This window comes from Xanthomonas axonopodis pv. maculifoliigardeniae, from assembly GCF_041519315.1.
GTDB classification, from domain to species: domain Bacteria; phylum Pseudomonadota; class Gammaproteobacteria; order Xanthomonadales; family Xanthomonadaceae; genus Xanthomonas; species Xanthomonas euvesicatoria.
In genome coordinates, this window is record NZ_CP167998.1 from 2,052,577 (window position 1) to 2,078,994 (window position 26,418).

At 66.1% G+C, this 26,418-nt stretch carries 25 protein-coding genes; 17 read left to right on the top strand and 8 right to left on the bottom strand.

From position 1 onward, the window contains the following. Window positions 1-111: 111 nt before the first annotated feature. Window positions 112-702 carry an NUDIX hydrolase gene (locus ACDH77_RS09065; protein ID WP_031422418.1) on the top strand — a complete coding sequence of 197 codons (591 nt, stop codon included), beginning with the start codon at window positions 112-114 and terminating at the stop codon, window positions 700-702. A 149-nt stretch (window positions 703-851) separates the two neighbouring features. On the opposite strand, the gene serA is transcribed toward ACDH77_RS09065, so the two are convergent. After that, on the bottom strand, window positions 852-2,093 hold the full coding sequence (gene serA / locus ACDH77_RS09070; protein WP_031422420.1) for a phosphoglycerate dehydrogenase: 1,242 nt from the start codon (window positions 2,091-2,093) through the stop codon (window positions 852-854). Window positions 2,094-2,301: 208 nt separating this feature from the next. On the opposite strand from serA, the gene ACDH77_RS09075 reads away from it, so the two are divergent. From ACDH77_RS09075 to ACDH77_RS09085, 3 genes are read left to right on the top strand one after another with little or no spacing between them, the layout of a single operon-like run. Beyond that, on the top strand, window positions 2,302-3,720 hold the full coding sequence (locus tag ACDH77_RS09075; protein ID WP_031422421.1) for an FAD-binding oxidoreductase: 1,419 nt from the start codon (window positions 2,302-2,304) through the stop codon (window positions 3,718-3,720). Between the two features lie 34 nt (window positions 3,721-3,754). Then, window positions 3,755-4,054 carry a DUF2388 domain-containing protein gene (locus ACDH77_RS09080; protein ID WP_008571460.1) on the top strand — a complete coding sequence of 100 codons (300 nt, stop codon included), beginning with the start codon at window positions 3,755-3,757 and terminating at the stop codon, window positions 4,052-4,054. Then, complete coding sequence (locus ACDH77_RS09085) at window positions 4,051-5,910, top strand: DUF4105 domain-containing protein (protein ID WP_031422423.1); 1,860 nt, start codon at window positions 4,051-4,053, stop codon at window positions 5,908-5,910. Before ACDH77_RS09080 ends, ACDH77_RS09085 begins: the two co-directional genes overlap by 4 nt. A 220-nt stretch (window positions 5,911-6,130) precedes the next feature. Here the strand turns inward: ACDH77_RS09085 and ACDH77_RS09090 are convergent, their stop codons facing one another. The 6 genes from ACDH77_RS09090 to ACDH77_RS09115 all read right to left on the bottom strand — a co-directional run bounded on the left by ACDH77_RS09090 (window position 6,131) and on the right by ACDH77_RS09115 (window position 10,278). Then, window positions 6,131-6,517, bottom strand: coding sequence for a hypothetical protein (locus tag ACDH77_RS09090; RefSeq protein ID WP_014090056.1), 387 nt, complete (start codon window positions 6,515-6,517; stop codon window positions 6,131-6,133). After that, on the bottom strand, window positions 6,517-7,083 hold the full coding sequence (gene yeiP / locus ACDH77_RS09095) for an elongation factor P-like protein YeiP (protein ID WP_008571463.1): 567 nt from the start codon (window positions 7,081-7,083) through the stop codon (window positions 6,517-6,519). Before yeiP ends, ACDH77_RS09090 begins: the two co-directional genes overlap by 1 nt. A 100-nt stretch (window positions 7,084-7,183) precedes the next feature. Then, window positions 7,184-7,954, bottom strand: a complete 771-nt coding sequence (locus ACDH77_RS09100) for an SDR family NAD(P)-dependent oxidoreductase (protein WP_031422426.1) — start codon at window positions 7,952-7,954, stop codon at window positions 7,184-7,186. A 137-nt stretch (window positions 7,955-8,091) separates the two neighbouring features. Then, window positions 8,092-8,988, bottom strand: a complete 897-nt coding sequence (locus ACDH77_RS09105) for a hydroxymethylglutaryl-CoA lyase (protein ID WP_008571466.1) — start codon at window positions 8,986-8,988, stop codon at window positions 8,092-8,094. A gap of 106 nt (window positions 8,989-9,094) precedes the next feature. Then, complete coding sequence (locus ACDH77_RS09110) at window positions 9,095-9,484, bottom strand: VOC family protein (protein WP_372353836.1); 390 nt, start codon at window positions 9,482-9,484, stop codon at window positions 9,095-9,097. Next, complete coding sequence (locus ACDH77_RS09115; RefSeq protein ID WP_014090058.1) at window positions 9,481-10,278, bottom strand: enoyl-CoA hydratase-related protein; 798 nt, start codon at window positions 10,276-10,278, stop codon at window positions 9,481-9,483. The genes ACDH77_RS09110 and ACDH77_RS09115 overlap by 4 nt, the downstream gene beginning before the upstream one ends. Window positions 10,279-10,392: 114 nt before the next feature. On the opposite strand from ACDH77_RS09115, the gene ACDH77_RS09120 reads away from it, so the two are divergent. From ACDH77_RS09120 to recJ, 13 genes are all read left to right on the top strand, one after another. Further along, entirely contained in the window at window positions 10,393-10,641 is a 249-nt protein-coding gene (locus tag ACDH77_RS09120) for a ferrous iron transport protein A (protein WP_003486267.1), read from the top strand. Further along, on the top strand, window positions 10,638-12,497 hold the full coding sequence (locus ACDH77_RS09125; RefSeq protein WP_031422431.1) for a ferrous iron transporter B: 1,860 nt from the start codon (window positions 10,638-10,640) through the stop codon (window positions 12,495-12,497). The genes ACDH77_RS09120 and ACDH77_RS09125 overlap by 4 nt, the downstream gene beginning before the upstream one ends. 1 nt (window position 12,498) lies before the next feature. Beyond that, on the top strand, window positions 12,499-12,753 hold the full coding sequence (locus ACDH77_RS09130) for a DUF6587 family protein (protein WP_008571471.1): 255 nt from the start codon (window positions 12,499-12,501) through the stop codon (window positions 12,751-12,753). Window positions 12,754-12,813: 60 nt separating this feature from the next. Beyond that, complete coding sequence (locus ACDH77_RS09135; RefSeq protein WP_008571472.1) at window positions 12,814-13,314, top strand: hypothetical protein; 501 nt, start codon at window positions 12,814-12,816, stop codon at window positions 13,312-13,314. 225 nt (window positions 13,315-13,539) lie between these two features. Continuing rightward, the gene (locus ACDH77_RS09140; protein WP_029819289.1) at window positions 13,540-14,742 is read left to right on the top strand and encodes a PLP-dependent aminotransferase family protein; all 1,203 of its coding nucleotides are present in this window, start codon (window positions 13,540-13,542) and stop codon (window positions 14,740-14,742) included. Further along, on the top strand, window positions 14,739-15,458 hold the full coding sequence (locus ACDH77_RS09145) for an MOSC domain-containing protein (protein ID WP_033478477.1): 720 nt from the start codon (window positions 14,739-14,741) through the stop codon (window positions 15,456-15,458). The genes ACDH77_RS09140 and ACDH77_RS09145 overlap by 4 nt, the downstream gene beginning before the upstream one ends. Window positions 15,459-16,129: 671 nt before the next feature. Beyond that, a complete protein-coding gene (dapB, locus tag ACDH77_RS09150) occupies window positions 16,130-16,846 on the top strand; it encodes a 4-hydroxy-tetrahydrodipicolinate reductase (RefSeq protein WP_014090062.1) in 717 nt (238 codons plus the stop codon). A 240-nt stretch (window positions 16,847-17,086) separates the two neighbouring features. Next, window positions 17,087-18,211: a glutamine-hydrolyzing carbamoyl-phosphate synthase small subunit gene (gene carA / locus ACDH77_RS09155; protein ID WP_014090063.1), complete on the top strand. Its 1,125-nt coding sequence runs from the start codon at window positions 17,087-17,089 to the stop codon at window positions 18,209-18,211. Then, window positions 18,211-18,654 carry a hypothetical protein gene (locus ACDH77_RS09160; protein ID WP_008571477.1) on the top strand — a complete coding sequence of 148 codons (444 nt, stop codon included), beginning with the start codon at window positions 18,211-18,213 and terminating at the stop codon, window positions 18,652-18,654. Before carA ends, ACDH77_RS09160 begins: the two co-directional genes overlap by 1 nt. Window positions 18,655-18,662: 8 nt before the next feature. After that, complete coding sequence (carB, locus tag ACDH77_RS09165) at window positions 18,663-21,905, top strand: carbamoyl-phosphate synthase large subunit (RefSeq protein ID WP_372353837.1); 3,243 nt, start codon at window positions 18,663-18,665, stop codon at window positions 21,903-21,905. An 8-nt stretch (window positions 21,906-21,913) separates the two neighbouring features. Next, complete coding sequence (gene greA / locus ACDH77_RS09170; protein WP_003486289.1) at window positions 21,914-22,378, top strand: transcription elongation factor GreA; 465 nt, start codon at window positions 21,914-21,916, stop codon at window positions 22,376-22,378. A gap of 16 nt (window positions 22,379-22,394) precedes the next feature. Continuing rightward, window positions 22,395-23,315, top strand: coding sequence for a phosphoglycerate mutase (locus tag ACDH77_RS09175; protein WP_031422442.1), 921 nt, complete (start codon window positions 22,395-22,397; stop codon window positions 23,313-23,315). After that, window positions 23,312-25,051, top strand: coding sequence for a single-stranded-DNA-specific exonuclease RecJ (gene recJ, locus ACDH77_RS09180; RefSeq protein ID WP_122272733.1), 1,740 nt, complete (start codon window positions 23,312-23,314; stop codon window positions 25,049-25,051). The genes ACDH77_RS09175 and recJ overlap by 4 nt, the downstream gene beginning before the upstream one ends. Window positions 25,052-25,124: 73 nt before the next feature. Here recJ and ACDH77_RS09185 read toward each other — a convergent pair whose 3' ends face one another. Then, entirely contained in the window at window positions 25,125-26,339 is a 1,215-nt protein-coding gene (locus ACDH77_RS09185) for an acyltransferase family protein (protein WP_218488549.1), read from the bottom strand. Window positions 26,340-26,418: the final 79 nt, after the last annotated feature.

Sequence of the window (26,418 nt, forward strand, 5' to 3'; positions counted from 1 at the left end):
CGCGGGCGCCCGGACGAATTGGTGCGCCGCATCCCGGTGGGACAGGCAAGCGGCCTACCTTGCCAAAGCTACACGCTCACGACAAGCGCGTACGCAGCATGAATGGCGATAATGGCCGCCTGGCCCGCACCGGGCGACCGAGAACGACAGATGGTGGATGCAACCCTGCAGCAGCAATTGGCGGCGTACCGCCTGCGTTGGCCGGAGGAGGCCGCGCTGGCCGAGCAGTTCGTGCAATTGCTGGACGATGCCACCGATCCGTTCGTGCGCGAGCGTGTCGAAGGTCATTTCACTGGCTCGGCGTGGGTGGTCAGCGCCGACGGCACATGCACCTTGCTGACCCATCACCGCAAGCTGCAGCGTTGGCTGCAGCTGGGCGGGCACGCCGATGGCGACCGCGATCTGGCGCAGGTGGCATTACGTGAAGCGGAGGAGGAATCCGGACTCGTCGGCTTGCGGCTGGCCGACGGAGAGTTGTTCGATCTGGACCGTCACTGGATTCCGGCGCGCGGGGATGTGGCGGGGCATTGGCACTTCGATGCGCGTTACGTGGTGCTGGCCGGTGCGGACGAGGCGTTCAAGGTCAGCGAAGAATCGCTGGCGCTGGCCTGGCGCCCGATCGCCGAGCTGCTTGCCGAGCCCGAGCTCGATCCATCGCTGCGGCGGATGGCGGAAAAGTGGCTGGAGAGCCGGGAGTGGTGATTCGGGATTCGGGATTGGCAGAAGCGGTGGGCCGGCGCCGATCCATTTAGCGGGCCATGTCTGCTTCCCACAGCGTGGTTGGACCGATGAACCCACCGGTTGCGGCGAACCGCTGTTACCAATGCCGAATCCCGATTCCCAAATCCCGCTCAATACAGGACCCGCGTCCGCAAGGTGCCGGTGATCTGTCCCAGCTCGTCCTTCAGCACGCCGGCAAGCTCCTCGCTGGCGCTGACATCGATGACCACATAGCCCACCTTGGGGTCGGTGCGCAGGAACTGGCCGTCGATGTTGACGTTATGGCGCGAGAACAATTCGTTGATCTGCGACAGCACGCCCGGCACGTTGCGATGGATGTGCAACAACCGCAGGCTTTCAGCGTGCTCGGGCAGGGTGACCTCCGGAAAGTTCACTGCCGACAAGGTGCTGCCATTGTCGCTATAGCGCACCAGTTTGGCGGCGACCTCGACCCCGATGTTGTCCTGCGCCTCCAGCGTGCTGCCGCCCACGTGCGGGGTCAGGATCACATTGTCGTGCGCGGTGAGCGGCGATTCGAACGCATCGCCATTGCCCTTGGGCTCGATTGGAAAGACATCCACCGCCGCGCCGCCGATGTGGCCGGAGGTGAGCGCCGCATCCAGCGCGTCGATGTCGATGACGGTGCCACGCGAGGCGTTGATGAGATGCGCCCCGGGTTTCATGCGGGCGATTTCCGGCGCGCCGATCATGTCCTTGGTCGACGGGGTTTCCGGCACGTGCAAGGTGACCACGTCCGAGCGCGCCAGCAGGTCGTCCAGGTCGATGGCCGCGCGTGCGTTGCCCAACGACAGCTTGGTTTCGATATCGTGGAAGATCACCTGCATGCCCAGCGCTTCGGCCAGCACGCCGACCTGGGTGCCGATATGCCCGTAGCCGACGATGCCCAGCACCTTGCCGCGCGTTTCGTGGCTGCCGGCGGCCGACTTGGACCAGCCGCCGCGATGGCATTGCGCGTTCTTCTGCGGAATGCCACGCAGCAACAGGATCGCTTCGGCGATGACCAGTTCGGCCACGCTGCGGGTATTGGAGTAGGGCGCGTTGAACACCGGGATGCCGGCCAGCTCGGCCGCGTCCAGGTCCACCTGGTTGGTACCGATGCAGAAGCAGCCGACTGCGATCAGGCGCTTGGCATGCGCCAGCACCTCGGCGCTCAGCTGGGTGCGTGAGCGGATGCCCACAATGTGTGCGTCGGCGATGCGGGCGATCAACTCGTCTTCCGGCAGCGATTTGGCGTGCAGTTCGATCTGCGAGTAGCCGGCGGCGCGGAACACGTCCACGGCGGTCGGGCTGATGCCTTCCAGCAACAGCACGCGGATGTCCTGCTTGGGAAACGAGGTTTTCTTCGGCGACATGGGGGAACGCAATGCAGCAATCGGGCCGGCAACTATGCCAGATGGGGTGCGCGATTGGGTGGCCGCGATGCGCTGTTCGCACCGGCGAAGCCCTTGCGGCGCAACGGTTTCAGCTGAATCCAACGCTGCGTCGGCCGTGAGTACGCCGGCTGGACGAGGCAGGCCGGCGCTGGCACGCTGTGCGGTTCCTACCGCAGCGCCGCGTGCCATGACCGATCCCCGCCTCCTTTCGTTGCAACAGGCCGTGCCTGCGTTGCGTGTGAAGACCGACCCGGCCGACCTGGAGCATTACGGGCGCGACTGGACACGCCGCTGGACGCCGAACCCACTCGCGATCGCCTTGCCGGGCTCGGTGGAGGAAGTGCAGGCGGTCGTGCGTTGGGCAAATGCGCAAGGCGTGGCGGTGGTGCCGTCGGGCGGGCGCACGGGCTTGTCCGGCGGCGCAGTGGCGGCCAACGGCGAATTGGTGTTGAGCCTGGAGCGTTTGAACAAACCGCTGGATTTCAACGCAGTGGATCGCACGCTCACCGTGCAGGCCGGCATGCCGCTGGAAGCGGTGCACAACGCCGCGCGCGAGCATGGGCTGGTGTACCCCGTAGATTTTGCGGCGCGCGGTTCGTGTTCGATCGGCGGCAATATCGCCACCAATGCCGGCGGCATCCGGGTGATCCGCTACGGCAATACGCGCGAATGGGTGGCCGGGTTGAAGGTGGTCACCGGTGGCGGCGAGTTGCTGGAACTCAACAACGCGCTGGTCAAAAATTCCAGCGGCTACGACTTCCGCCATCTGATGATCGGCTCCGAAGGCACGCTCGGCATCGTGGTCGAAGCCACGCTGCGGCTGACTGACCCGCCGCCGCCCAGCAACGTGATGTTGCTTGCGTTGCCCTCGTTCGAAGTGCTGATGCAGGTGTTTGCCGCGTTTCGCGCGCAGTTGCGCCTGGAGGCGTTCGAATTTTTCACCGATCGCGCGCTGGAACATGTGCTTGCGCATGGCGCGCAGGCGCCGTTTGCGCAGGTTCACCCGTATTACGTGGTCACCGAATTCGCCGCAGGCGATGAGGCGCAGGAGGCGGCTGCGATGGCGGCCTTCGAGACCTGCATGGAGCAGGGCTGGGTCAGCGATGGCGTGATCAGCCAGAGCGATGCACAGGCCGCGCAACTGTGGCGCCTGCGCGAGGGCATCACCGAAGCGCTGGCGCGCTACACGCCGTACAAGAACGACGTGTCGGTGCGCATCTCGGCGATGCCGGCGTTCCTGGCCGAAACCCAGGCGTTGCTGCACGATGCGTATCCGCATTTCGATGTGGTGTGGTTCGGGCACATCGGCGATGGCAACCTGCACATCAACGTGCTCAAGCCCGATGGCACCAGCCAGGCCGATTTCGTTGCGGCCTGCGATCAGGTCACCAAGTTGCTGGCGCAGGCCCTGCAGCGTTTCGACGGCAGCATTTCCGCCGAACACGGCATCGGCCTGGTCAAGAAGGCCTATCTGTGGAGCACCCGCTCTGCCGAGGAAATCGCCTTGATGCGCGGCATCAAACATGTGCTCGATCCTCATCTTTTGCTGAATCCCGGCAAGCTGTTCGAGATGCATGACGCACCTGCCAACACGCCTGCCGGTTAGTCTTCCCGCACCTTCACACGGAATCGATCAGCCCATGATGCGCTCCCTCGTGTTCTGCGCTTTGACGCTGCTGCCGCTGGCAGCGTTCGCATCCAGCCTGGCCGGTACTTCGGCAGGTGCCTCGTCGGCTGGCTCGTCCAATTCGTCCGGCAGCAGCTCCGGCGACGACAAGGTGGTGGCCGACGCCCGGGAAGATGCGGCCGGTTTTGTTGCCAGCGACGGCGTCATCCGCGGTGCGCGTCTGGAAGCGGCGTTGCTGCAGTTGCGCAGCCGTAGCGACGCGGCGCGGCTGGCCAGCGACCTGGAGCTGGCGCAGTCCATCCTGGCCCGGTGAGTCTGCGCCGGCGGTGCGGCTGGCTGCTGCTGGCCGCCTTGGTCGCACCGCAGGCGCAGGCCGAATTGTTGGTCGAGGTGGTTCGCTCGGACTTGCCTGCGGCGGAGATCGAAGCAAGCAACGCGCTGGTGCAGTCGGTCGCACGGCGATTGCCGCAGGGCTGGACGCAGCGGATGACCGCCCCGATCCAGCTGCAATGGCGCACCGATCTGCCGGCGCAGGTACACGGCCGTGCAATCGGCAATCGCATCCTGCTCGATCGCGCGCTGCTGCAGGCGTGGAGCGCGCAATCCGACGACGCACGTTCCGATCAAAACGCAGCTGCCACGCGCGCGGCGATGGCAGCGCTCATACACGAACTTGCGCATGTGTTCGATCGCGGCGCACGCAGCGCGTGGTCGCGCGATCGGCGCCTGCGCGACCTTGCCGGCTGGCAGGTGCGGCCGTGGCGGGTGGGGCGCAGCGACAATCGGTTCAGCGACCGCAGCCCGGACGAATACGAACGCCACAGCCCGGCCGAGTTCGTTGCGGTCAATTTCGAGCATTACGTGCTGGACGCCGACTACACCTGCCGGCGCCCTGCGCTGGCGGCCTGGTTTGCGCAACGCATCGGTCCGCCGCAGGGTGTTACGCCCTGCGAGACCGCGCTGCCGTACCTGCAGGCCGATAACGACGCCGGTGCGATGTCGTTGCTGACGCTGGATCCGGCACGCGTGTATGCGGTGGACTATCTGCTTGCCGAGGGTAACGAGCAGCCGATGAGCCGCTGGGGCCATAGCATGTTGCGCCTGGTGATCTGCGCACCCGGCCGTGCGCCGGGCCCCGCATGCCGGTTGGATCTGCAATACCACCGCGTGCTGTCGTTCCGCGCGTTCGTGGGCGATGTGCAGATTTCCAGCTGGCGCGGGCTCACGGGTTCGTACCCGTCGCGGCTGTTCGTGCTGCCGTTGAACCAGGTCGTGGACGAATACACCAAGGTGGAATTGCGCGCCCTGTCGTCGGTGCCGCTGGCCCTGACGCCCGACGAGGTCGCGGCCCTGCTCGAGCGCGCCGCGCAGGTGCATTGGAGTTACGACGGGCGCTATTACTTCATCGGCAACAACTGCGCGGTGGAAACCTACAAGTTGCTGCATGACGGGGTGCCGCGTCTGGCTGCAGCGAACTTGTCCTCGATCACGCCGCGCGGTCTGCGGCAACGATTGCAGCGTGCCGGCATCGCCGATCTGCAGGTGCTGGACGACCCTGCACAAGCCATCCGCCAGGGCTATTACTTCGAATCGGCGGCAGCGCATTACCAGGCCATGTTCGACGTCCTTCGGCATGGCATCGCAGTGCCGCAAACAACCGTCGCGCAGTGGCTGGAGGCCGCGCCCGAGGTGCGGGCGCAATGGTTCGATCGCGGCGGTCTGCGCGAAACTGCAGCGGCATTGTTGCTGGAGCAGGCGGCCCTGCGTCGAGAGGAATTGCTGGCGCGCGATGCGCTCAAGCGCCTGTTGCAACCGGGCATGGGCGCGCGCGACGCGGTGCAGGGACAGCTGCAAGCGCTGTTCGCGCGCCAGGCGCAACTCAGTCATCCGGCGGTGCTGTTGGGCAGCGCGGGGTATGGCTTGCCACAAGCGGACGAGCAGCAACAGCTGAGCGCGCGCGTGGCGCAGGAAAGCGCGGTGTTGGTCGATGGCTGGAAACAGCTGCAGCTGGCTGGACGCCAGCAATTGCCAGCCAACGTGCGCAATGGACTGCAGCAGGGCGAAGCGAATGTGGAGCGTTTGCGCGCGCGCCTGCGCGTGCTTGCGCGCGGTGATGCCGCCGCCGACAAAGCGCACTCGGAGGTGCGCATCCCTATGCAGGTGCAATAGCACGCGTGCCGGCCCCTCTCCCGCTGGGAGAGGGTTGGGGTGAGGGCAGGGGCAGCCCGGATTCTCCGAATTGCCTCGCCCTCATAGAGCGGGCGGCGCGCCAACTTCTCTTGGCGAGAACGGAACGGCTGCAGTCTTCAGCCGTGAGTTGTGGCGACGCTGCCACTAGCAGGAGTAATCCACCTCACTGGCACGCAGCTGTCAGATCAGCCGATGCATCTCAGCCGGCCGGTTGCAGATCCGCTTGCTTGGAATACTGGCGCAGCCATTGGCTGACATGCGCATCCTTGCGGTACTGCCGCATCAACTTGGCCAGGCGTTCCGGTGCCGGCGTGCAGAACTGTGCCACGGCGACTTCGATTTCGTGCCGGCGGTCGGCGTCATACGGCTCTTCGCCGGCGAAGTGCTCGCAGGTGTCGTAGTCGTCGACCAGTTTGCGCACATCCTCCGGCATGCCGCACAGGCCTGCCGGATGCTGCAGCCATTCGTCTTCCACCTTGGGATCGGTGCAGGCCACCGGCGCAGGCGTTGCGGTCTGCGTCGGTGTTTGTTGCACGCTGCAGGCCGCCAGCACACCCACGGCCACGACAACAGCAACGCGACGCATCAGTCGGCGCGACCGGCAAATTCGCCCGTGGTGGTGTTGACCAGCACGCGTTCGCCATTGGTGATGTACTCGGGCACCATGATTTCCATGCCGGTGTTGAGCTTGGCCGGCTTGGGCCGCTTGGTGGCGGTGCCGCCCTTCAATTCCGGCGGAGTCTCCACCACTTCCAGCGTCACCGTCTGCGGCAGTTGTACGGCCACCGGCTGGTCGTCGATCACTTGCACGTAGATGCCGGTCAGACCATCGGTGATGTAGCCGGCGTCGGTGCCGATCACGTCCGCATCCAGCGTGTACGGGGTGAAGTCTTCGTCGTCCATGAACACGAACGCTTCGCCATCCTTGTACGAGAACGTGGACTGCCGGCGCAGCAGCTCCACTTCCGGCAGGTTGTCGTCGGCATCGAAGCTGGCGTCGGTTTTCACCCCGCCCGGCACGCTGTACATGATGAAACGAAAGCGCACATTGCCGCCGCGGCCCTGCGGCGAGCTGCGTTCGATGTCGCGGATCTGGTAAATGCCGCCGTTGTATTCGACGACGTTGCCTTTCTTGATGTCGTTGGCTTTCATGGGAATCGGGAGTAGGGAATGGGAAATCGAAAAAGCCGGGGCCGGGGTGCTGAGAGCAGGGCGCCGTTACGATTCCCCATTCCCGATTCCCCAATCCCCGCTACTTGGGTGCCAACCGCACGCCGCCGTCCAGGCGAATCACTTCGCCGTTGAGGTAGCGGTTGCGCAGGATGAAGGCGACGGTGTCGGCGTACTCGTCGGGCTGGCCCAGACGCGAGGGGAACGGGATGGAGGCGGCCAGCGATTGCTGCACGGCCTCGGGCATGCCGTCGACCATCGGGGTCCAGAACACGCCCGGCGCGATCGTCATCACGCGGATACCGAAGCGCGCCAGTTCGCGTGCCATCGGCAAGGTCATGCCGACCACGCCGCCTTTGCTTGCCGCATACGCTGCCTGGCCGATCTGGCCCTCGAATGCCGCCACCGAGGCGGTATTGACGATCAGGCCGCGCTCGCCGTCATCGCCGGTGGTGTTGTGTTGCATGACATCGGCAGCGGCCTTGGCCACATTGAAGCTGCCGACCAGATTCACCAGCACGGTGTTTCGGAAGGTGGCCAACGGCATCGGCGCTTCCTTGCCCAGCACGCGACCGGCGCCCAGGATGCCGGCGCAATTCACCACCAGGTTGAGCCCGCCCAGCGCCTGTGCAGCCTGCGCCACATTGGCGGCCACCTGCGCTTCGTCAGTGACATCGGTGGCGAAGTAATGCGCGTTGCCGGCACCGAGCAGCGCCAGCGCCGACTCGGCCCTGTCGGCGTTGACATCGAACAACGCGACCTTGCCGCCGTCGGCCACCAGACGCTGTGCGACCGCCAGGCCGAGGCCGGAAACGCCGCCGGTGACGATGGCAAGAACAGAAGAGGGCTGCATGCGGTGGTTCCCTAAAATAGCGTTGGTGGCCGGTGTTGGCGGCAAACGAACGATCGGCGGAGCGGTCTGCAATTCTAGCCCAAGCCCCTGCGTGATCGCGGTGGTCGGTGATGCACGATTGCGCGGGCAGGAAAACCTCAGCCGGCGGCAGCCAACGCCTTGCCGACCTTGCTGCCGGTGTCGCGACCGAGCAGCTGCGCCAGCCAGCGGCCGGTGCGGGCCAGGGCAGGCAGGTCGATGCCGGTGGGCATGCCCAGCCCCTGCAACAGGTACACCACGTCTTCGCTGGCGACGTTGCCGCTGGCGCCCCTGGCATACGGGCAGCCGCCCGCACCGGACACGGCCGCATCGATCACGCGTACGCCTTGCTCCAGGCATGCGGCGATATTGGCCAGCGCCTGCCCATAGGTATCGTGGAAATGCACCGCCAATGCCTGCATCGGCACCGCCTGCGCCACCGCGGCCAGCATCTGACGCGCCTTGACCGGCGTGCCTACGCCAATGGTGTCGCCCAGCGAGATTTCATAGCAGCCGAGTGCGTGCAGACGTTGCGCCACATCGACCACATCGGCCACCGGCACTTCGCCCTGGTACGGGCAGCCCAGCACGGTGGAGACGTAGCCGCGCACGCGCACACCATCGAGCGCGGCCTGCTGCAGGATCGGCCGAAAGCGTTCGATCGATTCGTCGATGCCGGCGTTGGTATTGGTGCGATTAAACGCCTCCGACGCCGCGGTGAAGACCGCCACTTCCTGCGCCCCGGCCGCGCGTGCGCGTTCGTAGCCCTGCAGGTTGGGCACCAGCACCGGATATGCGATGCCCGGCACCTGCGCGATGCCGGCAAACACCTCGGCGGCGTCGGCCAGCTGCGGTACCCAGCGCGGGCTGACGAAGCTGGTCGCTTCGATCGTGCGCAGCCCGGTGGCCGAGAGTTGATCGATCAACGCGATCTTGTCGGCAGTGGCGATCGGCTGCGCTTCGTTTTGCAGGCCATCGCGTGGGCCAACTTCGACAATGCGGACGAAGTCGCTCATGCGCTCACATCGCAGCGCGCATGACGTCGTGCAGGCATCGCCGCAACTGCGTGCGTGGTGGCGGCCGAATGCGTGGACAAGGAAACCAGGGACATCGGAAAGAGACTCATGCGGGGAGGTGGCAGACCGCTTCGCAATTGTGGCCATCGGGATCGAGCACGAAGGCGCTGTAATAGTGTGGGTGGTAATGCGGGCGCAGCCCGGGCGCGCCGTGATCGCGGCCACCGGCGGCCAGCGCAGCACGATGAAACGCATCCACGCTGTGGCGGTCGCTCGCCGTCAGCGCGACATGGGTGGTGCCCGGCGCCTGCGCGTGGGAGCCCAGCCAGAGAAACGGGCGCTCGGTGCCGAAGCCGGCATGCGCGCGGCCGCCGGTTTGCGCGGCCGTCAGTTCCACCAGCAGCGTGATGCCCAGGGGCGCCAGCGCGGCCCCGTAGAACGCGGTGCTGGTTTGCAGGTCGCTGCAGGCCAGGCCGATATGGTCGATCGCGCTCACGCCATGCTCTCCGGCATCCACGCGGCGCTGCGCTTGTCCAGAAACGCACCCAGGCCTTCCTGGCCTTCGGGCGACACGCGCAGACGGGCAATCAAGGCCGCATTGGCGGCATCGATGGCATCGCGGTCGGCAGTTGGCAGCACCGAGCGCACCAGCGCCTTGGCGCTGCTGGTGGCCAGCGGCGCCGCTGCCAGCAACAGGCGAACCTGGCGTTCCACTGCGATATCCAGCTGGTCGGCGGCCACCAGCTGGTGCAGCAGACCCAGCAACTGCGCGGTGCCGGCATCGAAGATCTCGGCGGTTGCGAACCAGCGCCGCGCCTGGCGCGCGCCGATCGCTGCAACCACATAGGGCGAAATGACCGCCGGCAGCAGGCCGAGCTTGCTTTCGGTCAGGCCGAAGCGCGCCTCGGTACAACCGATGGCGATATCGCAACACGCCACCAGGCCGACACCGCCGCCGAAAGCAGCGCCGTTGACGCGCGCGATGGTGGGCTTGGGCAGTTCATCCAGGGTGCGCATCAGCTGCGCCAGCGCCAGTGCGTCGGCGGCGTTCTCGGCTTCGCTGGCGCTGACCATGCCGCGCATCCAGTTCAGGTCTGCGCCGGCCGAAAAGGCCGCGCCATCACCGGTCAGCACGACGACGCGGACCTGCGACGCCCGGCCCGCCTCGCGTAATGCATCGGTCAACGCCGCGATCAGCGTCGCATCGAAGGCGTTATGTACTGCGGGCCGATGCAATCGCAAGGTGCGGACCGCTCCGTGGTCTTCGACGATCAAGCCGGTGTCCTGCATTGCGTACGTCCATGAATGGGATGCGAACCATGATAGCGGGCCGGGTCGCCGGAGCCATGACGCGGTGCGTCGATGCTAGAATTGAGAACCATTCCTAACAATCAGGCCGTCTTTGTGACGCTGTCCGACATGCCTTTGCATCGCGCCGCCATCGTGGACTCCGTGGAGGATCGTCTCCCCAACGACACGATCGCCCGGCGCTTGCGGGAGTTGGGGTTTGTCGCAGGCGAGGAAGTTACGGTGCTGGCCACCGGGCCGGTCGGCCGCGAACCGTTGTTGGTGCAGGTGGGCTATACGCGTTTTGCCCTGCGGCGCAGCGAGGCTGCGCGCGTGCAGGTGCGCCATGCGGGAGGATCGGCATGAGCGCGGCCACCGTTCCGCTGCGTCTGGCGCTGGTTGGCAACCCCAACAGCGGCAAGACCGCACTGTTCAACCAGCTGACCGGCAGCCGGCAGAAAGTGGCCAATTACACCGGCGTCACCGTCGAGCGTAAGGAAGGCCACTTCCGCGCACCGTCCGGGCGCGACTTTGCGGTGCTGGATCTGCCCGGCGCCTACAGCCTGCAACCGGCGAGCCTGGACGAGGCGATCACCCGCGACCTGTGCCGTGGCTTTTATCCGGGCGAGCCGGCGCCGGACGTGCTGGTCTATGTGATGGATGCGACCAATCTGCGCCTGCATCTGCGCTTTGCGTTGGAACTGCGCGAGCTCGGCCGGCCGATGATCGTGGCGCTGAACATGATGGATGCCGCACAGCGACGCGGCATTGTCATCGACCTGCCGGCGCTGGAGCAGGCGCTCGGCGTGCCGGTGGTCGAAACGGTGGCGGTGCGGCGCGGTGGTGCCAAGGTGCTGGTCGAGCGGCTCGACGCGCAGGCGGCACGCCTGACGGCGCCCGCCGCCAATCCGCCGGCCGACGGTAATTATCACGCGCTGGTGCGGCAGATCCTGGGCGCAGCGGTGACCATGCCCACCCGCACCTCGCGCGTGGACGATGCGCTGGACCGCTGGCTGCTGCATCCGATCTGGGGCCTGGTCACGCTGGCGGTGGTGATGTTCATGATCTTCCAGGCGGTCTATGCCTGGGCTGCGCCGGTCATGGACCTGATCGACGGCGGCACCGCCGCCTTGGGCGAGTGGGTCGGCGCGACGTTGCCGGAAGGTCCGCTCAACAGCTTGCTCAAGGATGGCGTCATCGCCGGGCTGGGCGGGGTGATCGTGTTCCTGCCGCAGATCCTGATCCTGTTCGCCTTCATCCTGGCCTTGGAAGAATCCGGCTACCTGCCGCGTGCGGCGTTTCTGCTCGATCGCATGATGTCGGTGGCCGGTTTGTCGGGGCGCTCGTTCATTCCGCTGTTGTCGAGTTTTGCCTGTGCGGTGCCGGGCATCATGTCCACACGCAGCATCCAGGACCCGCGCGACCGGCTCGCCACCATCATGGTCGCGCCGCTGATGACGTGTTCGGCGCGGTTGCCGGTGTATGCGTTGTTGATCGGCGCCTTCATTCCGCAGAAGACCGTGTGGGGCATCTTCAACCAGCAGGGACTGGTGCTGTTCGGGCTGTATGCTGCGGCCATCGTCAGTGCGCTGCTGGTCTCGTGGACGATGAAGAAATGGCGGCGCGACAAGAGCGAGCACCCGTTGATGCTGGAGCTGCCGTCCTACCGCGTGCCGCAGGTACGCGACTTGGCGCTGGGGCTGTGGGAGCGCGCCTGGATCTTCCTCAAGCGCGTGGGCGGCATCATCCTGGCGCTGACCATCCTGCTGTGGTTCCTGCTGTCGTTTCCCGAGGCGCCGGCCAATGCCACCTTGCCGGCAATCGACTACAGCTTCGCCGGTCGTATTGGCCACGCAATGGCAGTGTTCTTCGCACCGCTGGGCTTCAACTGGCAGATCTGCATCGCGTTGATTCCCGGCCTGGCCGCACGCGAAGTGGCGGTGGCCTCGCTGGCCACGGTATACGCGTTGTCTGCTGCCGACGACGACGCGGCAGCGCAGGCGTTGTCGCCGTTGATCAGCGACGGGTGGTCGCTGGCCACCGCGTTGTCGCTGCTGGTCTGGTACATCTACGCACCGATGTGCATCTCCACGCTGGCCACGATCAAGCGCGAAACCAACTCGTGGAAGCAGATGACCATCAGCGCGGTGTACCTGTTCGCGCTGGCCTACCTGGCGTCGCTGGTGACCTACCAGCTGGCCGTGCTGCTGGGGGCCGGCTGAGATGACGCTTTCGCTTACGCTGCAATACCTGGTGATCGCCATCGCAGTGCTGGTCAGCCTGTGGGTGGTGATGAAGAAACAGTTTCCCGGTGTGCTGCGTCGCCTGCGTGGCGCGCTCGCGCTTGGGCTGCTGCGCAGCGGGCGGCCGGCATGGGTGCAGGCACTGGGGCGTCGCGTAGCACCGCCTGCCGCCCAAAACGTCTCCGCCTGCGGTGGTTGCGACAGCTGCGGCCCGACACCGCCCCGCAGCCATTGACCCCCGTCGTCTGGTCTACACTTGCGCGGCCGCAGGACGCGGCCAGACAAGGGGGCGGTGATGCGTTTGCTGGTGTTGTTGGCGGTGCTGGCCGCCGTTGCGGGTCTCTATAACTATGGCGGCAACGCGCTCGACGAGAAGCAGGTGCGCGATTTCTATGCCGCGCACGACAAGGCGATGTTGAGCCAGGACGGCGAGGCGCTCTGCGCAATGACCGCGCCGGAATTCGAAATGGTGGTGCTGTACCGCATGGATTCCCATCAGCAGCGGCAGACCGCCAACCGCGAGAAATATTGCAAATCCAACGGCGAATGGGCGCAGGTGCTGCGGCAGATGAGCCACGTGGCCGATCCGGAAGAGCTGATCGACTACAAACAGTCCATCACCAAGATCGATATCGCCGCAGACGAACATTCGGCGATGGTCGAAACGCGTGCCACGCTCGGTCTGCCGGGCGTGCGCATGACCTTTCGCACACGCGACAAGGTGATCCGCAAGCGCTGGAAGACGCTCATCGCCCACAGCGAAGGCACCGCCTGGGTCGGCCCGGCGTATCAATAAGCGCAGCTGACCAAGTGACTGCGCTTGCCCCAGCGGCGCGGTCGTCGCTGGATGCGGCCTGTGCGATGCAGACAGGGCAGTTGCAATGCGCGCTCCACGGTTGGCTGGCGATTGCCGGCGACGTGCTGCCGGTCTCCCGGCTCCGTGCCGGGTCAGGCGAGCGGCCAGCGCTCCGTCGCTGCACTGCACAGCGCCGCAACCACTGGCGTTCGCTATGCTTGCGCCATGACGACTTCCTTCCAGATCTCCCGACGTGCGCAGGCGCTGACCAGTTCGGCGATTCGCGAAATCCTCAAGGTGACCGAACGGCCGGAGGTCATTTCCTTCGCTGGCGGCCTGCCGTCGCCGGCCACCTTTCCGGTGGAGCGCATGCGCGCTGCCAGCGACCAGGTGCTGCGCGACGCCCCGCAGGCGGCCTTGCAATACGGCCCAACCGAAGGTTATGCGCCGCTGCGCGAATGGGTGGCCGCGCGGCTGAGTCGCGATGGCGCCAGCATCCGGCCCAGCCAGGTGCTGATCACCACCGGCTCGCAACAAGGCCTGGACCTGCTCGGCAAGGTCTTCATCGACGAAGGCAGCAAGGTGTTGGTGGAAACGCCGAGCTACTTGGGCGCGCTGCAGGCGTTTTCGTTGTTCCAGCCCGCCTTCGTTGGCATGCCCTCGGACGAGGACGGTGTGGTGGTGGATGCGCTGGATCCGGCGCTGCTGGCCGATGCGCGCTTTCTGTACTGCCTGCCGAATTTTCAGAATCCCACCGGCCGGCGCTTGCCGCTGGCGCGTCGCCAGGCCTTGGTGGCGCGTGCTGCCGAGACAGGCGTGCCGATTGTCGAAGACGACCCGTACGGCGAGCTGTACTACAGCGGGCAGCCGTTGCCGAGTCTGTTGTCGATGAACCCCGAAGGCGTCATCTACATGGGCTCGTTCTCCAAGGTGCTCGCGCCGGGTTTGCGACTGGGTTACGTGGTGGCGCCCGAAGCGGTGTTGGGCAAGCTGATCCAGGCCAAGCAGGCGGCCGATCTGCATACCCCATCGTTTACCCAGCGCGTGGTGTACCAGACGCTGCAGGACGATTTTCTCCAGACCCATATTCCGCAGATCCGTGCGCTGTACGCGCGCCAGTGCAGCCTGATGCTGGAGGCGCTGGACCGGCACTTCCCGTCGCAGGTGCAGTGGAATCGCCCGGAGGGCGGCATGTTCTTGTGGGTGACCTTGCCGCCAGGGTTGGATGGGACCGCGTTGCTGGCGCGGGCCATCGCACGCAATGTCGCGTTCGTACCCGGCGCGCCGTTCTTCGCCACCCTGCCGCAGACCAATACGCTGCGTCTGTCGTTCGTCACCGTGCCCGGCGAGAAGATCGATGCCGGCATCCAGGTGCTGGGCGAGTTGCTGCGCGAGGCGCTGGCCGAATTGCCAGGGCTGGGTGCGTGACGATGGCGACGGCAGAGCAGGGTGCGCCGATCGCGATCAGGATCGACCACGTCGCCATCGGCAGCGCGCGCGACTTCACTCGACCTGGCAGCCGCAGTGCGATCGACAAACGTCCGCTGCAGGGAGCGGTGCAGGTCGGCCTCGAAGGCCTGGAGGGCGACGAGCAGGGCGACCGGCGCGTGCATGGCGGGCCGGACAAGGCCATCCATCATTACCCGCGCGATCACTACGCCGCCTGGCGCGACGAACTTGGTCCGCACGTGCTGCTGGAGGCGGCAGGTGCCTTCGGCGAAAACCTCAGCAGTGTGGGCGTGACCGAAGCCGATGTCTGTCTTGGCGATCGCTTCACCTTGGGCACGGCGGTGGTGGAGGTGTCGCAGTTGCGACAGCCGTGCTGGAAGCTGTCGGACCGTTTTGGTGTGCGCGAGCTGGCGCGCCGTGTACAGGAGACCGGCCGAACCGGCTGGTATTACCGCGTGCTGCAGCCGGGCAGCGTCGCGGCCGGCGACCTGCTGACCCTGCAGGCGCGGCCGCATCCGGATTGGCCGCTGTCGCGTCTTCAGCAGGTGCTGTACGCCCGTCAGGTCGATGTTGCAGCTGTCACCGCGGTATTGCAGCTGCCGCTCGTGCCGTCCTGGCGCACGCTTTTCGAACGCCGCCTGCAGCGTAGCGAAGTGGAAAGCTGGAGCAAGCGGCTGGAAGGTGTCGGCGATTAGAGCGCGTTATGCACGTTGGGATGGGGTGCGTCGGCCGCCAGCGGCACGGAGCAAATGCGGAGCGGCGCCGGCTTGGCTGGCGCCAACGCAAGCCGCGCGGCGCGCGCTCCGTGCCGCTGGCGGCCAACCCTCCGGGAAGCGCCCTGTGACGCGCCGATGCCGCGTTGCGCGCCTTGCCCAGGAGGCCAGCCTTGGTAAGGCGCACGCCTTCTTAACGCGCCACAGGACGCTTCGCGCTCACCGTAAGGCGCATAAAACGCTCTAAGCGCGGCTGACAAAGCTGCTGCGCAGTGCCAGGCGGATGTGGTCGCTGCGTCCTTGGCTAGTAGAGCACCGTTATGCGCTTGCGCCGCGCATTCCAGGCCTGGGTGACGATGGCGCGCTACGTTGCGATAGCCACGCGTAGAGCGGCCGACATCACCGCCTACATGGTTGGGTGCATGCCGGGTGCGGAGTGGGCAAAGTCCGGTTGCATTCCCGCGGTTCTCTACTTCTCAGCACCCATCCAGGAGCCGTTCGCCAGGCCTCGTCGCCCACCCCGAAGGCGACCGGTCGCCTCACCACGCAATGCCGCATCGTGCGCAATGCGGCGCCGCGGTGACGACTCGCTAATCGCAAATCCCCAATCCCGGCTATCGTGTACCACCCACATCGCCAAGCCAGCCGCCGCCATGACAACCTCTGCTGTGAAAGTTCTGATCCACGGGGCCTCCGGGCGGATGGGCAAGGCGTTGCTGCGATTGGCTGCCGAAGACCAGAGCTTGCAGGTGGTTGGCGCCGTGGTGGGCCGCTCGCCCTCCCAGCGCGTGGTCGATGGGGTGCCGTTCTTCGCTGCCAGCGAACTCGGCGGCGCGCCTGCGTTCGATGTGGCCATCGATTTCAGTCTGCCGCAGGGCTTCGCACCGATCCTGGCGTTGTGCGCACAGCGCGGCAAGCCGTTGGTGTCCGGTACTACCGGGCTCGACGAGGCGCAGCGTGCGGCCTTGCGCGATGCCGCCCAGCAGATCGCGCTGGTGTGGGCGTCTAACTTCAGTCTCGGCGTTGCGGTGCTGACAGAGCTGGTGGAGCGCGCGGCCGGCACCTTGCCGGGTTGGGACTGCGACATCCTCGAAGCGCATCACGTGCACAAGCAGGACGCGCCCTCCGGCACCGCGTTGACGCTGGGCGAAGCGGCGACCGGCAGCGGCGCGCAGCCGCGCTATGTCAGCTTGCGTGCCGGCGACATCGTCGGCGAACACACCGTGCAGTTCACCGGGCTGGGCGAGCGGGTCGAGCTGGTACATCGCGCAACCAACCGCGACATCTTCGCGCGCGGTGCCTTGCATGCGGCCAAGCGGCTGATCGGCAAGCCGGCAGGCAGCTACCGCGTGCGCGATCTGGTGCTGTAAGCACGCCTGCAGCCATGCATGAACGGTAGCCGCACGCCGCGGCCTATTCATGCCTCGGCATTGCTGCCGCGACTGCATCCGGTGCTCTTCAGACTGGCATGGCGGGGCAGTTGCCTTTACAATTCTCGCTTGCCCGAACCAGCGTCGGACCGGTCCCCAGCACCGCGTCCGCGCTTTGCTGCAACCGGAATTTGGCCGGGAGCGCATCGGAGTCCCAGGCAGCCAGAGCGAGACCCCCACGTGACCCAACCCGCAATCCTTGTCCTCGAAGACGGCACCGTGTTCGAGGGCGAATCCGTAGGCGCCAACGGGCTTTCCGTCGGTGAAGTGGTGTTCAACACCGCCATGACCGGCTACCAGGAAGTCCTGACCGATCCCTCCTACGCCCGCCAGATGGTCACGCTGACCTATCCGCATATCGGCAACACGGGCTTCACCGATCAGGACGACGAAGCCCGCAAGATCTGGGCGGCCGGCCTGATCGTGCGCGATGTGCCGCGCCGCCCCAGCAACTGGCGCAGCCAGGTGGCCTTGCCGGAATGGCTGCAGGCCCGCGGTGTAGTCGCCATCTCCGGCATCGACACCCGCAAGCTCACCCGCCTGCTGCGGCAGAAGGGCGCCCAGAACGGTGCGCTGATGGCCGGCGAGATCGACGTCGAAAAAGCACTGGAAGCCGCGCGCAAATTCCCCGGCCTGAAAGGCATGGATCTGGCCAAGGTGGTCTCGACCGAGAAGACCTACCTGTGGACCGAGGGCCAGCTGGATCTGGATGCCAACGCCTTCGTCAGCGTGCCGGCCAAATACGAGGTCGTGGCCTACGACTACGGCGTGAAGCTCAACATCCTGCGCATGCTGGCCGAACGCGGCTGCGACGTCACGGTGGTGCCGGCGCGCACGCCGGTGGCTGAGGTACTGGCGCTGCAACCCGATGGCGTGTTCCTGTCCAATGGCCCGGGCGACCCGGAGCCGTGCGACTACGCGATCGATGCGATCAAGGAATTGATCGCGCAGAAGGTGCCGACCTTCGGCATCTGCCTGGGCCATCAGTTGCTGGCGCTGGCCGCCGGCGCCAAGACGCTGAAGATGAGCACCGGCCATCACGGCGCCAACCACCCGGTGCAGGATCTGGACGGCGGCCGGGTGATGATCACCTCGCAGAACCACGGTTTTGCAGTGGATGAAAGCACCTTGCCGGCCAATGTGCGGGTGACCCATCGGTCGTTGTTCGACGGCACCAACCAGGGCATCGCGCTCACCGACGCACCGGCGTTCTCGTTCCAGGGCCACCCGGAAGCCTCGCCGGGACCGCGCGATGTGGGGCCGTTGTTCGATCGGTTCGTGGATCTGATGGCGGCACGCGCCTGATGAAAACGGGGCTGGCCTCGCTGCCGCGCACACGCCATTGGCGGGTGTTTGCGTTGGCGATGCTGGCGCTGTCCGCGTATCCGGCCTTCGTGTTGATTGCGGTGTATTCGCAGTGGCTGGGTTCGGGCCTCCCCGGCGGGCGCAACGGCCCGGCCGATGCCTACCGACACAGCCTTGCGAGCGCCATCGTCGCCTACAGCTTGTCCCCGCGTTGCGTGGATTGGGTGACTGCCGTGATGGAACGCGGTGGCGTTGGCACGCCGAGCCGCGCGATGGATGCGCATAACAACGGGATTGGCGCGCGCATCGGCGCCGCCGCTCCCAGCTGGGCCGCGATGCAGCGAGAGGTTCGCGCCGCGGTCGACCATGGCGCGATCGATGCCCGATCGCCCGACCAAATTACCTGGCTCGCCGCTACGGCGTGGCAGGACCGACTTTACTGAGGACCCCCATGCCAAAGCGCACCGACCTTAAAACCATCCTCATCATCGGCGCCGGCCCGATCGTCATCGGCCAGGCCTGCGAGTTCGACTACTCCGGCGCGCAGGCGTGCAAGGCGCTGCGCGACGAGGGTTACCGCGTGGTGCTGGTCAACAGCAATCCGGCCACCATCATGACCGACCCGAACATGGCAGACGCCGTGTATATCGAGCCGATCAACTGGCAGACGGTCGAAAAGATCATCGCCAAGGAAAAGCCCGATGCCCTGCTGCCGACCATGGGCGGGCAGACCGCGCTGAACTGCGCGCTGGACCTGGCCGACCACGGTGTGCTGGAGAAGTACAACGTCGAGCTGATCGGTGCCAAGCGCGAAGCGATCCGCATGGCCGAAGACCGCGAGCTGTTCCGCGTGGCGATGGGCGAGATCGGGCTGGATTGCCCGACGGCGGCGGTTGCCCACACGCTGGAAGAAGCGCTGGAGATCCAGACCCGCGTCGGTTACCCGACCATCATCCGCCCCAGCTTCACCCTGGGCGGTAGCGGTGGCGGCATCGCCTACAACCGCGAAGAGCTGATCGAGATCGTTGGCCGCGGCCTGGAACTGTCGCCGACCACCGAAGTGCTGGTGGAAGAATCGGTGCTGGGTTGGAAGGAATTCGAGATGGAAGTGGTGCGCGACACCGCCGACAACTGCATCATCGTGTGCGCCATCGAAAACCTCGACCCGATGGGCGTGCACACCGGCGACTCGATCACCGTGGCGCCGGCGCAGACGCTCACCGACAAGGAATACCAGCGCCTGCGCGATGCCTCGATCGCGGTGCTGCGCAAGATCGGCGTGGATACCGGCGGCTCGAACGTGCAGTTCGGCATCAGCCCGACCACCGGCCGCGTGGTCGTCATCGAAATGAACCCGCGTGTGTCGCGTTCCTCGGCGCTGGCCTCCAAGGCCACTGGTTTTCCGATCGCCAAGGTCGCCGCCAAGCTGGCAGTGGGCTACACGCTGGACGAATTGAAGAACGAGATCACTGGTGGTCTGACCCCGGCCTCGTTCGAGCCGTCGATCGACTACGTGGTCACCAAGATTCCGCGCTTTGCGTTCGAAAAATTCCCGCAGGCCGATGCGCGCCTGACCACGCAGATGAAGTCGGTGGGCGAGGTGATGGCGATGGGCCGCACCTTCCAGGAATCGCTGCAGAAAGCGCTGCGTGGCTTGGAAACCGGCAAGATCGGCCTGGATCCGACCGGCCTGGACCTGAGCAGCGAAGACGACATCGCCACGCTCAAGCGCGAGCTCAAGGCACCGGGCCCGGAGCGTTTGTTCTACGTGGCCGATGCCTTCCGTGCCGGCATGACGGTGGCCGATGTGTATGCGCTGTCGTTCATCGACCCCTGGTTCCTGGACCACATCGAAGAAATCATCAGCCACGAACAGCAGCTGGCCGACGACGGCATGGCGGCGCTGGATGCACCGCGCCTGCGCATGCTCAAGCGTGCCGGGTTCTCCGATGCGCGCATGGCGCAGCTGATCGGCAGCAACGAAGAATCGGTGCGCACGTTGCGCCGCGCGCTGAAGGTGCGCCCGGTCTACAAGCGCGTGGATTCGTGCGCTGCCGAATTCGGCACCAGCACGGCCTATCTGTACTCGACCTACGAGGACGAATGCGAGGCGCTGCCGACCGATCGCGACAAGATCATGATCCTGGGCGGTGGCCCCAACCGCATCGGCCAGGGCATCGAGTTCGATTACTGCTGCGTGCACGCGGCACTGGCGCTGCGCGATGATGGTTTCGAAACCATCATGGTCAACTGCAATCCGGAAACCGTCTCCACCGATTACGACACCTCCGACCGCCTGTACTTCGAGCCGCTGACGCTGGAAGACGTGCTGGAAATCGTCGAGCTGGAAAAACCCAAGGGCGTGATCGTGCAGTACGGCGGCCAGACTCCGCTGAAGCTGGCGCGTGCGCTGGAAGCCAACGGCGTGCCGGTGATCGGCACCTCGCCGGACTCGATCGACCTGGCCGAAGACCGCGAGCGTTTCCAGCAGTTGGTCGACAAGCTCGGCCTGAAGCAGCCGCCGAACCGCATCGCCCGCAATGCCGAAGAAGCCTTGGTGCTGGCACGCGAAATCGGCTACCCGCTGGTGGTGCGCCCGAGCTACGTGCTGGGCGGCCGTGCGATGGAAATCGTCTACGGCGAGTCCGACCTGGCGCGCTACGTGCGCGATGCGGTCAAGGTCTCCAACGATTCGCCGGTGCTGCTGGACCGTTTCCTCGATAACGCGGTGGAAGTGGACGTGGACATTATTGCCGACAAGGACGGTAACGTACTGATCGGCGGGGTGATGGAACACATCGAAGAAGCCGGCGTGCATTCGGGCGATTCGTCGTGCTCGCTGCCGCCGTATTCGCTCTCGCCCCAGACCCAGGCCGAGCTGCGTCGCCAGGTGGTCATGTTGGCCGAAGGTTTGAACGTGGTCGGCCTGATGAACACCCAGTTCGCGGTGCAGGTCAACGAAGCGGGCGACGACATCGTGTATCTGCTGGAGGTCAATCCGCGCGCATCGCGCACGGTGCCGTTCGTGTCCAAGGCGATCGGCATGCCGCTGGCCAAGATCGCCGCGCGTTGCATGGCCGGCAAGACGCTGGCCGAGCAGGGCGCCACCAAGGAAATCGTGCCGGACTACTACTCGGTGAAGGAAGCGATCTTCCCGTTCGCCAAGTTCCAGGGTGTGGACCCGATTCTCGGGCCGGAGATGCGCTCCACCGGCGAGGTGATGGGCGTGGGCCGCAGCTTCAGCGCCGCGTTCGCACGCGCGCAGGAAGCCGGTGGCATCAAGGCGCCGCCGGTCGGCAAGGCCTTCGTCTCGGTGCGCGACCCGGACAAGCAGCGCGTGCTGCCGGTGGCGCAGGCGCTGGTGGAGCGTGGCTTCACGCTGGTGGCCACGCGCGGTACCGGTGCGTGGCTGCAGCAGAACGGGCTGAGCTGCGAAATCGTCAACAAGGTGGCCGAAGGCCGCCCGCACATCGTCGATTCGATCAAGAACGGCGAGATCGTCTACATCGTCAACACCACCGAAGGCCGCGCTGCCATTTCGGATTCGTTCTCGATCCGCCGCGAAGCGCTGCAGCATCGCGTGACCTATTCGACCACTGTCGCCGGCGCCAAGGCGCTGGTGCAATCGCTGGAATTCCGCGGCACCGGCCCTGTGTGGTCGCTGCAGGAACTGCACAAGGAGCTGGAAGCATGAGAGCACCCATGACATCGAAGGGCGCGCAGCGCCTGCGCGAAGAGCTGGAGCATTTGAAGTCGGTCAAGCGCCCGGAGGTGATCAATGCGATCGCCGAAGCGCGTGCGCACGGCGACCTGAAGGAAAATGCCGAATACCACGCTGCGCGCGAGCAGCAGAGCTTCATCGAAGGCCGCATCAAGCAGCTGGAAAGCGAGCTTTCGCATGCCGAAATCATCGATATCACCAAGTTGTCGGCCGGCACCAAGATCGTGTTCGGCGCCACGGTGACGCTGGCCGATACCGAAACCGACGAAGAGAAGCGCTACCAGATCGTTGGTGATCTGGAGGCGGACATCAAGATGGGCCTGATCGCGATCTCCTCGCCGCTGGCGCGCGCGCTGATCGGCAAGCTGGAAGGCGATTCGGTGACCATCGATGCGCCGGCCGGCCAGCGCGAGTACGAAGTCGTCAGCGTCGCCTACCTGGACTGACCGGCATCACTGCGCGATGACCACCGCCACGCTGCTGCTGCCGGAAAAACGCCGCCTGCCCGGAACCCTGGGCGACACGGCAGTGGCGCGTGCGCTTGCGCGCGCCGAGGGACACAGCGCCGATGCCGGCGAAGTAGCGCAATTGCAGCGCCATTTCAGCCTGACACCGGCGCACTGGCCAGTGGCCGCGTTGACGCGCCAGCTGGATGCCGGCGATGCCGCCGGCGCCACCTGGGTGCGCGCGGATCCGGCCTATGTGGTGCCGGACATGCAGGGTGCGCGGTTGATGGGCTACGGCGAGGCGCTCGGCCCCACCGCCGACGATCTGGCGGTGCTCTTGCCCATCCTCAAGCCGATGTTCGGCGATGCTGGCTTTCTGCTGGATGCGCCTACGCCATCGCGTTGGTATCTGCGCCTGTCGCCGGATGCGAAATTGCCGGACTTCGCACCGCCCGATGTCGCCATTGGCGACGACTTGTTCGAGCACCTGCCGGCCGGCGACAGCGGGCGCCGCTGGCGGGCCTTGCTGACCGAAGCGCAGGTGCTGCTGCATCAACATCCGTGGAATGAAGGCCGCGTCGCCAGCGGCAAGCCGGCCATCAATTCGCTGTGGTTCTGGGGTGGCGGCGTCCTGCCGCACGCGGTGAGTTCGCCGCATCGCCAGGTGCGCAGCCGCGAATCGCTGCTGCGCGCGCTGGCGCTGGCGGCAGGTGCCGATGCGCAGGGCGAACAACGCGTCGATGCGCTGGTGGATCTGCGTCATCTGCGTTCGCTGCAGCAGTTCAGCGACGATGCGGTGGCGCCGCTGCTGGCGGCGATGGCGCGCGGCGAACTGGACCGGCTGGTGCTGGACTTCCAGGACGGCGAAAGCGTAGCGCTCACGCATGCGCAGCGCTGGCGTTTCTGGCGCAAGCCGCGGGTGCAGCTGGCGCAATGACGTCGCCTCCGCGGATCGTCCGGCGCCCCTCCGGGCAGGCCGGCAGCTGGCCCGATACCATGTTGCCGCTGCTGCGTCGCATCTATGCAGCGCGTGGCGTCACCGATGCGCAAGGCGCGCAGCCGCGACTGGGCCAGTTGTTGTCGCCGGAATTGCTGCACAACAGCGGCGTGGCCGCCGAGCTACTGGCCGATGCGATCGCGCAGCAACGGCGCATTCTGGTGGTGGGCGATTTCGACTGCGATGGCGCCACCGCCTGCGCCGTCGGTGTGCGCGGCCTGCGCATGCTCGGTGCGCTGGATGTGCACCACGCCGTGCCCAATCGCATGGTGCACGGCTATGGCCTGTCGCCTGCGTTGGTCGACGAACTGGCGGCGTTGCAGCCGGATGTGCTGGTCACCGTCGATCACGGCATCGCCTGTCACGCCGGCGTGGCCGCAGCCAAGGCGCGCGGCTGGACGGTGCTGGTCACCGACCACCACCTGCCGGGCGAGATGCTGCCGCCGGCCGATGCGATCGTCGACCCGAACCTGGCCGAAGACACCTTCCCCAGCAAGACCCTGGCCGGGGTCGGGGTGATCTTCTATGTGTTGCTCGCATTGCGCAGCGTGTTGCGCAAACGCGGCGCCTTCGCCGGGCGCCCCGAGCCGGATTTGTCGGTGCTGCTGGATCTGGTCGCAGTCGGTACCGTTGCCGATCTGGTACCGCTGGACACCAATAACCGTGCGCTGGTGTCGGCCGGATTGCGTCGCCTGCGTGAGGGCAAGGGCTGCATCGGGTTGCGGGCCTTGATCGATGCCAGCGGCCGCGATGTGGCGCGGCTGAGCGCCAGCGATATCGGGTTTGCGCTCGGGCCGCGCCTCAATGCCGCCGGTCGGCTCGAGGACATGGCGCTGGGCATCGAACTGTTGCTCAGTGAAGACTGGAGCCAGGCCCGCGAGATCGCCGGCACGCTGGAAGAGATCAACGCCGAGCGCCGCGCGGTGCAGCAGTTGATGACCGACGATGCCGAGCACGCCGTCACCAAGGTGGTGCTGGATGGCGATGGTGCATTGCCGATGGCTGCGTGCCTGTTCGATGCCGACTGGCACCCGGGCGTGATCGGTCTGGTGGCCTCCAAACTCAAGGACCGCCTGCACCGCCCGGTGATCGCCCTGGCACCGGCCGAGCCGGGCAGCAGCCAGTTGCGTGGCTCGGCGCGTTCGATTCCCGGCCTGCATATCCGCGATGTGCTGGCGGCGGTGGACGCGCGGCATCCCGGGCTGATCCAGAAGTTCGGTGGCCATGCGATGGCGGCCGGGTTGAGTATCGACCATGCGGTATTGGCCACGTTCGAGCAGGCCTTCCTGGCGCAGGTGACGGCGATGGTGGATGCCTCGCTGCTGCATGCCCAATTGCACAGCGACGGCGAACTGGCCGCGCACGAACTCGATCACCTGCATGCCGAAGCGCTGCGCGTGGCCGGTCCGTGGGGGCAGGGCTTTCCAGAACCGCTGTTCGATGGTCAGTTCGAGGTGCTGCAGCACCGCGTACTCAAGGACCGCCACCTCAAGTTGACCCTGCGGTGCCCCGGACGCGCCGAGCCGCTCAATGCCATCCACTTCAACGGCTGGCGCGGCAGCGACCCCGCGCGCTTGGTGCGGCTGGCGTATCGGTTGGTCGCCGACGACTACCGCGGCGGCACGGCGGTGCAGTTGATCGTGGAGCATTGCGAGCCGGTGACCGTCACTGGCTGATCTGCGATCTGATCGCCGCCCAGGTTTGTGACAGTCGCTTGGCGTCGTCTCGAACGTGCGATTGGCGAGAGTGTTACGACGCGACTGCCGTAACACCGAGCTGGCGCGGCGCAGCCTGCGTGCGCCCACGCAAGCCGAACAACGGCCGCAACCAACGCACCCGCCGGATCACGTACTCATGCAGCGCCAGACAGCCGATCACCGTGGCGGCGATCACCAGCGCCGGTTCCAGCCAGGCGTTCAACTGCAACGGCATCAACCAGTACAGCGCCACGATGATCAGGCTCTGATGCAGGATGTACCAGGGAAACACCGCTTCGGTGCAATAAGGCAGCCAGCGGAACGGCCGGTTCAAACGCTGCTTGGCCCAGCCCAGCAGGGTCAGCAGCGCCAGCCAGGTATAGGCCGCGCGTGCGGCGTGTTCCAGGCCTTCCCATGGCAGCGCGGCCAATGCCGGCGGCAGCTGCGCGGGCTGCACGTGCATGCCCAGATAACGAATGCCCAACTCTGTGGTAATGGCCAGCACCGCAGTGACCAGGGTGAGCCAGCGCAGTTGCACGGCCAGCTGCCAGAAGCGTTCGCTGCGTGCCAACAGATAGCCCAAGAGGAACAGTGGGAACGATTCGGCATGCACGAACCAGTCGCCCACCAACGCATGGGTCGGCGGATGGCGCGGCATCACCCACATCACGCAGAACGCTTCCCACAGGATCGGCAACACCAGCAGGGCGGGCACCACCACTGCGGCGGGAAGCGGCGGTAAGGCCGGCAGCCGCACCAGCCTGGCCAGCGACACCAGCGCCATCATGGCCACCGTGTAGGGCAGCAGGTAGGCCAGGTACCACAGGTGATTCCAGGTGATGCCGTGTTCCCAGCCATCGAAGCTGCCGGCCGGCCATGGGCGCACCTGCCAGTAGCGCAGCAGGAAGCTGCCGAAGCCGGTGGCGACCTTGCCGTTGCTCACGCCCTGGCAGTAGGCCTGCACCGCCACCACCACGAACATGCCGAACAGCAAGGGCGGCAGCAACCGCCCGCAACGACGCAACGCGAAGCGCCACGGCGCGGCTTGCGGCTGCGACAACCCGATCGCAATGCCGGAGATCATGAACAACAACGGCATGCGCCACCGGTTGAGCACGATCATCGGCCACTGCAGCCACTCGGCCGTGTGCACGCTCTTGAGGTGGAACCCCCAGTCGGACACATAGGCCATGCCCACGTGGTAGAGGATCAGCAGGGCGAAGGCGAAAACGCGCAAGGCGTCGATATCGTGGCGGCGCTCGGTCATGGTCGGTAGCTGGTGAAGAAGTGGATGCATCCTGCCCGCGGCCCCGCTCCAGCAGTGGTGTCAGGGGTGGAAAGCCGGG

Bases quoted from the DNA above. Each gene is read 5' to 3' on its own strand.
- ACDH77_RS09065 (WP_031422418.1), top strand. From the start codon at position 112: ATGGCCGCCTGGCCCGCACCGGGCGACCGAGAACGACAGATGGTGGAT.
- serA (WP_031422420.1), bottom strand. From the start codon at position 2,093: ATGTCGCCGAAGAAAACCTCGTTTCCCAAGCAGGACATCCGCGTGCTG.
- ACDH77_RS09075 (WP_031422421.1), top strand. From the start codon at position 2,302: ATGACCGATCCCCGCCTCCTTTCGTTGCAACAGGCCGTGCCTGCGTTG.
- ACDH77_RS09080 (WP_008571460.1), top strand. From the start codon at position 3,755: ATGATGCGCTCCCTCGTGTTCTGCGCTTTGACGCTGCTGCCGCTGGCA.
- ACDH77_RS09090 (WP_014090056.1), bottom strand. From the start codon at position 6,517: ATGCGTCGCGTTGCTGTTGTCGTGGCCGTGGGTGTGCTGGCGGCCTGC.
- yeiP (WP_008571463.1), bottom strand. From the start codon at position 7,083: ATGAAAGCCAACGACATCAAGAAAGGCAACGTCGTCGAATACAACGGC.
- ACDH77_RS09100 (WP_031422426.1), bottom strand. From the start codon at position 7,954: ATGCAGCCCTCTTCTGTTCTTGCCATCGTCACCGGCGGCGTTTCCGGC.
- ACDH77_RS09105 (WP_008571466.1), bottom strand. From the start codon at position 8,988: ATGAGCGACTTCGTCCGCATTGTCGAAGTTGGCCCACGCGATGGCCTG.
- ACDH77_RS09115 (WP_014090058.1), bottom strand. From the start codon at position 10,278: ATGCAGGACACCGGCTTGATCGTCGAAGACCACGGAGCGGTCCGCACC.
- ACDH77_RS09125 (WP_031422431.1), top strand. From the start codon at position 10,638: ATGAGCGCGGCCACCGTTCCGCTGCGTCTGGCGCTGGTTGGCAACCCC.
- ACDH77_RS09130 (WP_008571471.1), top strand. From the start codon at position 12,499: ATGACGCTTTCGCTTACGCTGCAATACCTGGTGATCGCCATCGCAGTG.
- ACDH77_RS09135 (WP_008571472.1), top strand. From the start codon at position 12,814: ATGCGTTTGCTGGTGTTGTTGGCGGTGCTGGCCGCCGTTGCGGGTCTC.
- ACDH77_RS09140 (WP_029819289.1), top strand. From the start codon at position 13,540: ATGACGACTTCCTTCCAGATCTCCCGACGTGCGCAGGCGCTGACCAGT.
- dapB (WP_014090062.1), top strand. From the start codon at position 16,130: ATGACAACCTCTGCTGTGAAAGTTCTGATCCACGGGGCCTCCGGGCGG.
- ACDH77_RS09160 (WP_008571477.1), top strand. From the start codon at position 18,211: ATGAAAACGGGGCTGGCCTCGCTGCCGCGCACACGCCATTGGCGGGTG.
- carB (WP_372353837.1), top strand. From the start codon at position 18,663: ATGCCAAAGCGCACCGACCTTAAAACCATCCTCATCATCGGCGCCGGC.
- greA (WP_003486289.1), top strand. From the start codon at position 21,914: ATGACATCGAAGGGCGCGCAGCGCCTGCGCGAAGAGCTGGAGCATTTG.
- ACDH77_RS09175 (WP_031422442.1), top strand. From the start codon at position 22,395: ATGACCACCGCCACGCTGCTGCTGCCGGAAAAACGCCGCCTGCCCGGA.
- recJ (WP_122272733.1), top strand. From the start codon at position 23,312: ATGACGTCGCCTCCGCGGATCGTCCGGCGCCCCTCCGGGCAGGCCGGC.
- ACDH77_RS09185 (WP_218488549.1), bottom strand. From the start codon at position 26,339: ATGACCGAGCGCCGCCACGATATCGACGCCTTGCGCGTTTTCGCCTTC.